The 8,146-nt window shown below is 34.0% G+C and carries 8 protein-coding genes; 4 read left to right on the top strand and 4 right to left on the bottom strand.

Annotated features, from left to right (window positions below):
* Positions 1-329 precede the first annotated feature (329 nt).
* Together QVB70_RS00330 and QVB70_RS00325 are read left to right on the top strand one after the other, a co-directional pair.
* Positions 330-1,781, top strand: a complete 1,452-nt coding sequence (locus QVB70_RS00330) for a DUF362 domain-containing protein (protein ID WP_287582237.1) — start codon at positions 330-332, stop codon at positions 1,779-1,781.
* 14 nt (positions 1,782-1,795) lie between these two features.
* The gene (locus QVB70_RS00325; protein ID WP_287582235.1) at positions 1,796-2,713 is read left to right on the top strand and encodes a hypothetical protein; all 918 of its coding nucleotides are present in this window, start codon (positions 1,796-1,798) and stop codon (positions 2,711-2,713) included.
* Positions 2,714-2,739: 26 nt separating this feature from the next.
* On the opposite strand, the gene QVB70_RS00320 is transcribed toward QVB70_RS00325, so the two are convergent.
* Together QVB70_RS00320 and QVB70_RS00315 are read right to left on the bottom strand one after the other, a co-directional pair.
* A complete protein-coding gene (locus QVB70_RS00320) occupies positions 2,740-4,413 on the bottom strand; it encodes a tetratricopeptide repeat protein (RefSeq protein WP_287582233.1) in 1,674 nt (557 codons plus the stop codon).
* A gap of 204 nt (positions 4,414-4,617) precedes the next feature.
* Positions 4,618-4,908, bottom strand: coding sequence for a hypothetical protein (locus tag QVB70_RS00315; protein ID WP_287582231.1), 291 nt, complete (start codon positions 4,906-4,908; stop codon positions 4,618-4,620).
* Between the two features lie 501 nt (positions 4,909-5,409).
* Here QVB70_RS00315 and QVB70_RS00310 point away from each other — a divergent pair.
* Positions 5,410-6,762: a homing endonuclease associated repeat-containing protein gene (locus QVB70_RS00310; protein ID WP_287582230.1), complete on the top strand. Its 1,353-nt coding sequence runs from the start codon at positions 5,410-5,412 to the stop codon at positions 6,760-6,762.
* A 78-nt stretch (positions 6,763-6,840) separates the two neighbouring features.
* Here the strand turns inward: QVB70_RS00310 and QVB70_RS00305 are convergent, their stop codons facing one another.
* Positions 6,841-7,104, bottom strand: coding sequence for a hypothetical protein (locus tag QVB70_RS00305; RefSeq protein WP_287582228.1), 264 nt, complete (start codon positions 7,102-7,104; stop codon positions 6,841-6,843).
* Between the two features lie 99 nt (positions 7,105-7,203).
* Between QVB70_RS00305 and QVB70_RS00300 the strand changes: the two genes are divergently transcribed.
* A complete protein-coding gene (locus QVB70_RS00300) occupies positions 7,204-7,923 on the top strand; it encodes a hypothetical protein (protein ID WP_287582226.1) in 720 nt (239 codons plus the stop codon).
* A gap of 92 nt (positions 7,924-8,015) precedes the next feature.
* Here the strand turns inward: QVB70_RS00300 and QVB70_RS18395 are convergent, their stop codons facing one another.
* Positions 8,016-8,144: a rubredoxin gene (locus QVB70_RS18395; RefSeq protein WP_342766525.1), complete on the bottom strand. Its 129-nt coding sequence runs from the start codon at positions 8,142-8,144 to the stop codon at positions 8,016-8,018.
* Positions 8,145-8,146: the final 2 nt, after the last annotated feature.

Here is an 8,146-nt window from a genome sequence, read left to right as displayed (position 1 = left end):
TCACCCCAGGGTGTCATGACCTAAACAACTGCTGCTCCCCACTAAGGGAAGCCCTCTAATCAACTAAGAGACTTGGTTTCCCAAGCTCTACCCTTTCGGGTGGGGTAGTTGACTTTCAATATCTGAATCCTTTTTTTCCAAATAAGTAAGGATTGTTATTCAGCTCAAGATATTTAAGATATTAAGATCAAATTAGTCTTAGGAAAGTTTAGAACTTTCAATACTACAACTAAAGCATATAATTAAACAAGATTGCTAATTGTAATTTGAAAATCTATTATAATGCAAAATTTTTAATTTCAAATTAAGAGAGCTAAAGGTGGGTAATTATGTTAAAAGATTCTAAATTTGAGTGGTTTGAAAATAATTTAAGGCCTGAACAATCGAATAGAGTTGTGTTGGCCAGTGGAAAGGGTCCAATCAGTAATGCAGATATATCTTGTTATGTTCTAACTTACAAAACATTAGAAGAACTCTATAAAATTGACGACGCATTTAAGACCAAAGTTGAAAATTGTGAATGCGTATTTATCAAGCCAAATTTAACTCAACCCCCATCTTTTTTTGAAGACGATGAAAAACTAGATCGACCATTTTCCAACGGAGTGAATACAAGTGTTTTCGCCTGTCAAGCTGTAGTCGATTTTCTATTTGAAAACGATGTACCAAATTGCTATATTGGTGAATCTGTCGTGTGGACCCCATCAACACACGATACTTTTGAGGAGTGTGGATATACAGAATTATTTATGGATTATGGCGATGCGGTAGATTTAATCGATCTGAGAACAACTGAGGAAGACGTTGAAGTCGGCATGTATGGAGCTGTTAATGAAATTGATAAACCAGAGGCTCAATTAACTATTCCATTAGAAGGGGATTTTGCAGTTACTGCTCGAAATTCGGTTATTCAATGTCTAAAGAATACAAAGTTCGAAAATAAATTGGATCAACTTATTGACAATAATCTCAGTTTTACGTTAAATAGAACAATTGAAGACATTGACCTGTTCATTAGCGTAGCTAAATTAAAGACTCATACTCAGATGCTTTTCTCAGGTGCGATTAAAAACAGATTCGGACTTTTGGAACCACCTTCAAGAAGACATGCAGCCCATTTACGCATAGATCCATTATGGCGGAATCAAACTCGCTACGAACTTGCAATGAGTTTTGAATATTTAACAACACTTATTTGCAATTTAGACAGAGCACTGACTTCTTTTTTCGAAAGAAGAAAAATAGGTCAACTAGATATCATTGAAGGTGGATATTGGGCACTTGAAGGAGATGGACCTTTATGGCATGGGCATGAACGCCGTGAAAACATAGTACTGGCAACATATAACAACCCATTAGCAATTGATACAGTAGCAGCAGAACTTATGTTTTCAGATATCTCACCCTCAGATACTTATCAAGAACGTTTGAAACATCATGCAACTGCATTTTTTGAACGAAACAATCTGCCAAAAGACTCTGTAGCATTTAAAACGCTAGAAAATGAACTTTTTGAGTTCTATCCTATCTCTTTTGCTCAAAAACAACAATTAGGCGAATCAGATCTCTCGAAAATTGGAATTTGGATGTATGACCTCGACCGAACTCCTCAATATCTAGAAGATATGCGTCAGGGAGGATTGTTTTTAAGCCCTATTCCTTTCAAGAGCATGGCAAGTCTTACTCATAGAGCCTATGGTGTGCTTTTCGAGGAATTTCCGGATCTTAACGATGAGAAAATAGTCGTCGTAGAAAAGAAAGCACGACCTAAGCATTCATAAGGAGTAGATGATTAATGAAACTACATCCATTGGTTATAGCGCATAATTGTGGTTATATTGGCTATAAGGAAGAATGCTATTCGTTAGAGGCTACTAGGAAGGCTTATCAAGAATGTGATTACTTAGAGATTGATTTAATATTAAAACAAATCAATGGAGAAAAAAAATGGTGGTATTTTCACGAAGGGATTTTCGGTGGTGAAGATAGGGAGGACGGGATCTCCATCGATCAGTTTTTAGACGAATTCAATGCCGTTGCGGATGAAATAAGTTCAAGCCCTAAGAAACCTGGCTTATTTTTAGATCTTAAAGAACACCTTAACGGAGAAGGTGTGAATAAACTAATGGATTATCTCAATAATAAATATAAAAACAATATAATCCCTACTGGCACGCCTCTAATGATCTACACGGGGCGAGATGCTCTTCAAGCAGTATTTCGAGACACAACACGTCATTTTGTGATGTGGCTATGCAATAATGAAAATTCATTGATGTTGGATTCCGAATATTGCCCCAAATTGACAATTGTGACCAGAGAAGTTGATGTGGAAAAAATAGTAAAAGGTAAAATAAAGGCAGCTTTGAACGACGACGAAAAAACATGGTTTTGGGATAATTTCAATAAAAAGGTCTGGTGGAGTTTCAATCCACATCCAAGTTGGCTTTACAAATATTTTCACAAATACTTTAAACAAGAATATCAAATCTTTGAAAATAGCATCACACTTATTCCTTGGTTTACCAAAAGAGAAGAAACGGAAGAGGAATGGATTAAAGTCATTCTTACAATACTAAAAAATTATTGGCTATATAAGAGTCATTGCAGTAAGTCTGGAATGACGCCAAACCCAGCTTCTTGGGGAATTATTTCGTACAAACCGAAAGAATTAATAGATTTTGTGAATAATCTGTCCTTTGATGACTTCTAATTCAAAAATCAGTGAACTTAACGAGATCAATCGGTCTTATACTTTTTTACTACAAATTTTATATGCTTTTTGGCAAGTTTATGATCTGGATTGATTCTCAACGCCCTACTATAACATTCAAGGGTTTTTTTGTAATCTTTTATTGAGAAATATTCAAAGCCCAATTTAAACCATGCTTCTGCATTCTTAGGGGTAATTTCTACAACCTTTTGATAATGTTTAACTGCTTTCTCATGCTTACCAAGACCGCTATATACTACCCCCATGTTGTACCACGCTAAGACGTATCTAGGATTTAGTTCCACAGCTTTCTGATAAGATTCAAGTGTTTTCTTGAGTTTTGTCATTTTAAAATAAGCGTTTCCCATGTTATGCCATATCTTATATAGTTCAGGGGAGATTTTCAGTGCTTTTTCATATTCTTCAATAGCTTTTTGGTAATTTTCTTGCTTGAAATATGAATTCCCCATCTCCAGATGATCTTCTATAGATATCATGTTCATAAAACTGTTCTCTGAGCTTAAAAATTTTTGATATTGTGAATACCTCCGAATTGTTTCGTTTAGCTTTCTTTTTGATGGGTCATAACCTGGATTGATCTTTAATGCTTGATTATAACATCTTATTTCTTGAAAATAATCTCCTAAACTCCCATATGCAAGTCCCATGCTATGCCATGCACCAACATATTCATTATTATGCTCAATTGCCTTCTCATAGTAGTTGATAGCATTGTTGTAATCGCCGAGTGCGTAGTAAGCCTCTCCTATATTATGCCAGATTCTATATTCTCCTGGGGATGCATCTACTGCTTTCTTGTACTCTTCAATTGCATTTTGGTACATTTTTTTCTCAAAATATGCATTTCCTCTCTCTAAATAGTCCTCTACCGAAATCTCTACTGAATTTTTCCTTTGAGTTACTCCCTCTTCTGGTAAAACGACTTTCTTTTCTACTGTGTCTTCCTCTTTGTCCGTCTTTTTTTCACTTTCTTGCTCTTCCTTCATTATTTCATCTTGATATTCTGATTGCTTTTCAATAGCTTCTTCCAACTTCTTTTTTACAATCTCATAGTTGGGATTGATTTTCAAGGCATTTTCGTAACATTCAATTTCTAAGAAAAGATCTCCTAACTCTCCGTAAGCTACCCCCATATTGTACCATGCACTTGCATACTCACGATTAATTTCCACTGCTTTCTTATAAGAATCAATTGCTTGCTCGTACCTGCCCAATTCTATATTCGCTGCACCCATATTGCTCCATGCTAATGCATTCTTAGAATCGATTTTTACGGCTTTTTTATAGACAGCAACTGCTTGCTCATATTTGCCTAATCTGTGATAGGAAATGCCCATTCGATTCCATGCATCTACTAGATCTGGATTGATTTGTAATGCTTTTTGACAGCATTCAAGAGCTTTTTCATAATCTTCTATCTGAATGTAAGCATCTCCCAAGTTATTCCAAGCTAATGTATATTCTGGATTGAGCTCCACTGTTAATTCATATGAGGCTATCGCCTTTTTGTATTCACGTAAATTATGGTAAGCAACACCTAAGCCATTCCATGCAGCATGGTAGTTTGAATCGATCTTTACTGCCTTTTGATACTCTTTTATTGCTTTTTTGTACTGACCTTGTGCCAAATAGTTGTCTCCTGTTTCAAAATACTCCTCAGGCGTATGCTTTGTATACATTGTAAAAAACCTACAGAAAGCCAGTTAAATTATGAGAATTACTGCGTCAACTTATTTTTAGTTTCTGGAAAATGTTTCCACAACATTTTCTAGAGGCCTCATTTCAGTTTATCATATTGCTCACGTCGTATATCAGGCGTTCTGTATTTCTTATTCTTCCAAAAAACAAAAAAAACGATCTTTTTGATTATAGATCGGACAAAACTACGAATTGGCGTGATAAACAATAATGTCTTTGCTAAGGGGATTAACACTAGCGCTATAACCATTTGTTGAGGTAATTTTTTCAATTATTCTCTCAAACGCCTTGTGATTCTTTATGTTTTTAAGAGTGATTTTGTCGTGGAGTTCTAACAAATCTAGTAGAAATTGGGTGCAGATACCCTGTCCTTGAAATGCTGGTTCGATTTGGATGTCATCTATAAGTAATTTACCACCATTTCTGAAGGTATAATAGCCTACGTTCTTACCACTGTAAATAATGTCCTCTATCATTTTAATTTCCACCAGAATGCGCGAATTTAGGCTTTAATTCACGCTTTATTCGTTCTCCAAAAAATTCGCGTAAACACATTGCTTTCATAGATACTATTGTTGGACTATTAAGCTAAGATGTAATTGCTCTTTCTTGGATCTCAGGATAAGTATGCCGTATCAATCTTGATATTTAAAGATTCTGGTAAAGTCATCCTTCATTTTATAGACTATAACAAATGCGGCATTTTTCTAAACACGTGCTATTAACATGGGATATATTTCTAGTCTAAAAAACTCTGTATAGCTTTTGAATATAATTAGATCTTCAATAACCTTTATGATTCGAGCGTAAATGTAACAACGGCACCTTCATCAATTTCTTCAATTTCTGTGATCTCAGCTTTTACTTTAAGTTCTTCTAGCAAGAACCTAAAGTCATCAAAGTAGTCGTAAAACCCGCAAGTTTATATAGATATTTTTTTTAATATATATGGAATTTTAAATTAAGGAGAACTTAATTTGGGAAAACATAGAAAGACTAGAAGACTTTATACTAAAGAAGAACTACTTGAAAAACTGAGAAATTGGGCTGATAAACATGGGAAATCACCAACTCAACGAGAAATAGAAAAAGATTCAAGTATGCCTAGCTATGTGACGTACATAAGAGCATTCGGATGTTTTAATAATGCAAAAAAAATGTTGGGACTAAAAGTAAATAATTCTCGAAGACAATATACAAATGAAGAACTTATTGATAAATTGAAAGAATGGGCAGAAAAACATGGAAGAAGTCCAGAATCCGATGATTTGGATAAAGATAAGACAATGCCCTCCTCAAACACATATTGGCGAATTTTTGGCAGCGTTAATAATGCAAAGAAACTTGCAAATTTGCCAATTTTCACATTTGATTCAAAATTGAATCATACAGGAGAACTCCTCAAAGAATGGAGAAATGAGAGAAAGGGGGAACTTTTAGAGAATTCTATAATAAATTACTTGAAAACACTACAACCGTTTGAAGAATTTCTGAATGAAAGAGGTAAAGAAATACAAGATTTAAAAATTGATGATATTGAAGACTACTTTTTAAAGATTAAAGATATGTATACAAGGTATACTCTGAGAATAAAATTCACCGCTTTTCGAAATTTCTTTGATTTCATTCTTCGCAAGGCGATCATTGAAGAGACTGAACCACTTATTGACATTAAAACAATAGAACTTGCAAGAATCTTTTTCAAGAGATTAATAAGAACTATAGATGATGATAGAATTGAAGATTGTGCTTTAACAGAAAAAGACGTGATAATAATAAAAGAGAAGTTAAAAGATTATCCAATGTTGCATAATCTATTTATTCTTGATCTTAACTTAGGGCTGAGGGCAAGTGAATTTGCAAAGATAAAGGTTACAAAGGGTTTTATTAAAAATACAAAACAGGCTAGCAAAGGGGATATTTGGATTGACCTCAACCGAGGGATTATGATGATTTATCGGAGTAAAACTAGAAGACCTCACCTAGTTTCACTTACTAAAGAAATGAAAGGAGTGGTAGAAAAACAATTATTATTACGTAAACTGCATGGAATCGAACATGAATATTTTTTCTTTTCTAAAAGAGGCTATCCATTACAAAAAGACAATATATTTACTTATTATAAGGAAATATCGACAATAACAGGCATAAAAGTAACATCTCACAAAGTGCGACGTACAATGTCTACAATGTTAGAAAAACGTGGAGTTCCACATGCGCTAATTCGTATGCGGATGGGACATATACCAAAAGATGGAACTCAACTATATCAAAGATACTCTATAGAAGAACGCCAAGAAATCATGGAAGAAAAAATTGGTATTCTTTAAAAACATTGAGAATAAAAGGCATTGACACCATAAAGAAATCGAGACTTTCTTCATAAAGAATAAGCAGATTTTTCTACTTCATTTTAAACTAAATTTAGCTATGCCACCTTCATCCGTTTCCTTAATACCGATAATTTTGCTCGTAAGGCCAAAATCTTCTAATAAAAAACGAAAATCATCAAAATAATCATAAAATCCACAAGTGTGGCAATGCCCAGTAAACTCAATTCTAAATTTACTATTATCAATTGAGATTAATCTAGCTATAACTTCAGGAGTTCGATATTTGTTATACTCTTCGATCGTTTTCTTTAGTATTTTTTCCAATGACTGCTTCTTCAAAGAGATGCCTCAGCTACAATCTAAGAAAAATATTGGTTCTATTACATCATATTTGAGAAGTATGAACAAATTTAAAGACAATTATGTTAACATCAAGTTATGAATCTTTCAGAAGGTCAAATATTAATTATTGGTGGTGGAGAGGTCGGATATAACGCACTCACGTTTTGCAAGAGGAATAATTTTTCAGTTTTAATAGTTGATAGTAATCCAAATTGCAGAGTTCGCTCAGAAGTAGATTTTTTTGTAATAAACCATGATTTTGATCAAATTAAACGAATTCAAGCAGGTAAGTCAATTTTATTTGTCATTGATGAAAGCTTAAATGAATTACTCAGTCTACTTCAAAGATTCGAGTTTGAATATATCATTCCAGCGATCCCAATACATGCAATGGCGAAATTAACATATGTTTACTTAAAGCAAAAGGGTATAGATGTAAATCCATCACCCAATTTGATTCAATTAATAAAGACAAGAATTGATCCTAGTTTAATTCACAATTATGATCAAAAAGAAGGAATAATAGTTGCTAGTTTCATGCCTCATGGTCTAGAATGTGCTCCAAACTGCTGTGAATCGATGGTATGTCCAGTTACTGGAATTGAAAAATTAAAACCCCTACATGAAATACTTAAAGATGCTTGTAATGGATTTTCAGCAAAGATATTGGTCAGTAAGCAATTACAGGCAGATTTAGGAGGCATTCCAGGAACTTCGGTTGAAGAATTATTTAGTTTTCTAGATTTGATGAATAAACAAATAATTGTGGGTACAGCGTGTATTTGTCATGGAATTATTAACGCTTTTGAATTCTGAGAATCGAAGAAACTAATTTAAGCTTTATAGTAAGAAAAAGTAAGAAAAAATAATGAAAAATGTCTATTGTTCTTCAGTTCTTCTTCCCAATATTAATCAGTTGGTTCGAAGGCATCTTTATCGGCCCCGCACACAGGACATAACCAGTCATCTGGAAGATCCTCAAAGGATGTCCCAGGTGCTACACCAGAATCTGGATCTCCTGCTTCGGGATCATATATAT

The organism is Candidatus Borrarchaeum sp. (assembly GCF_019058535.1).
Taxonomy (GTDB): domain Archaea; phylum Asgardarchaeota; class Sifarchaeia; order Borrarchaeales; family Borrarchaeaceae; genus Borrarchaeum; species Borrarchaeum weybense.
Note: the sequence above shows the minus strand (reverse complement) of the source record. Positions and strands in the feature narration are given on the sequence as shown.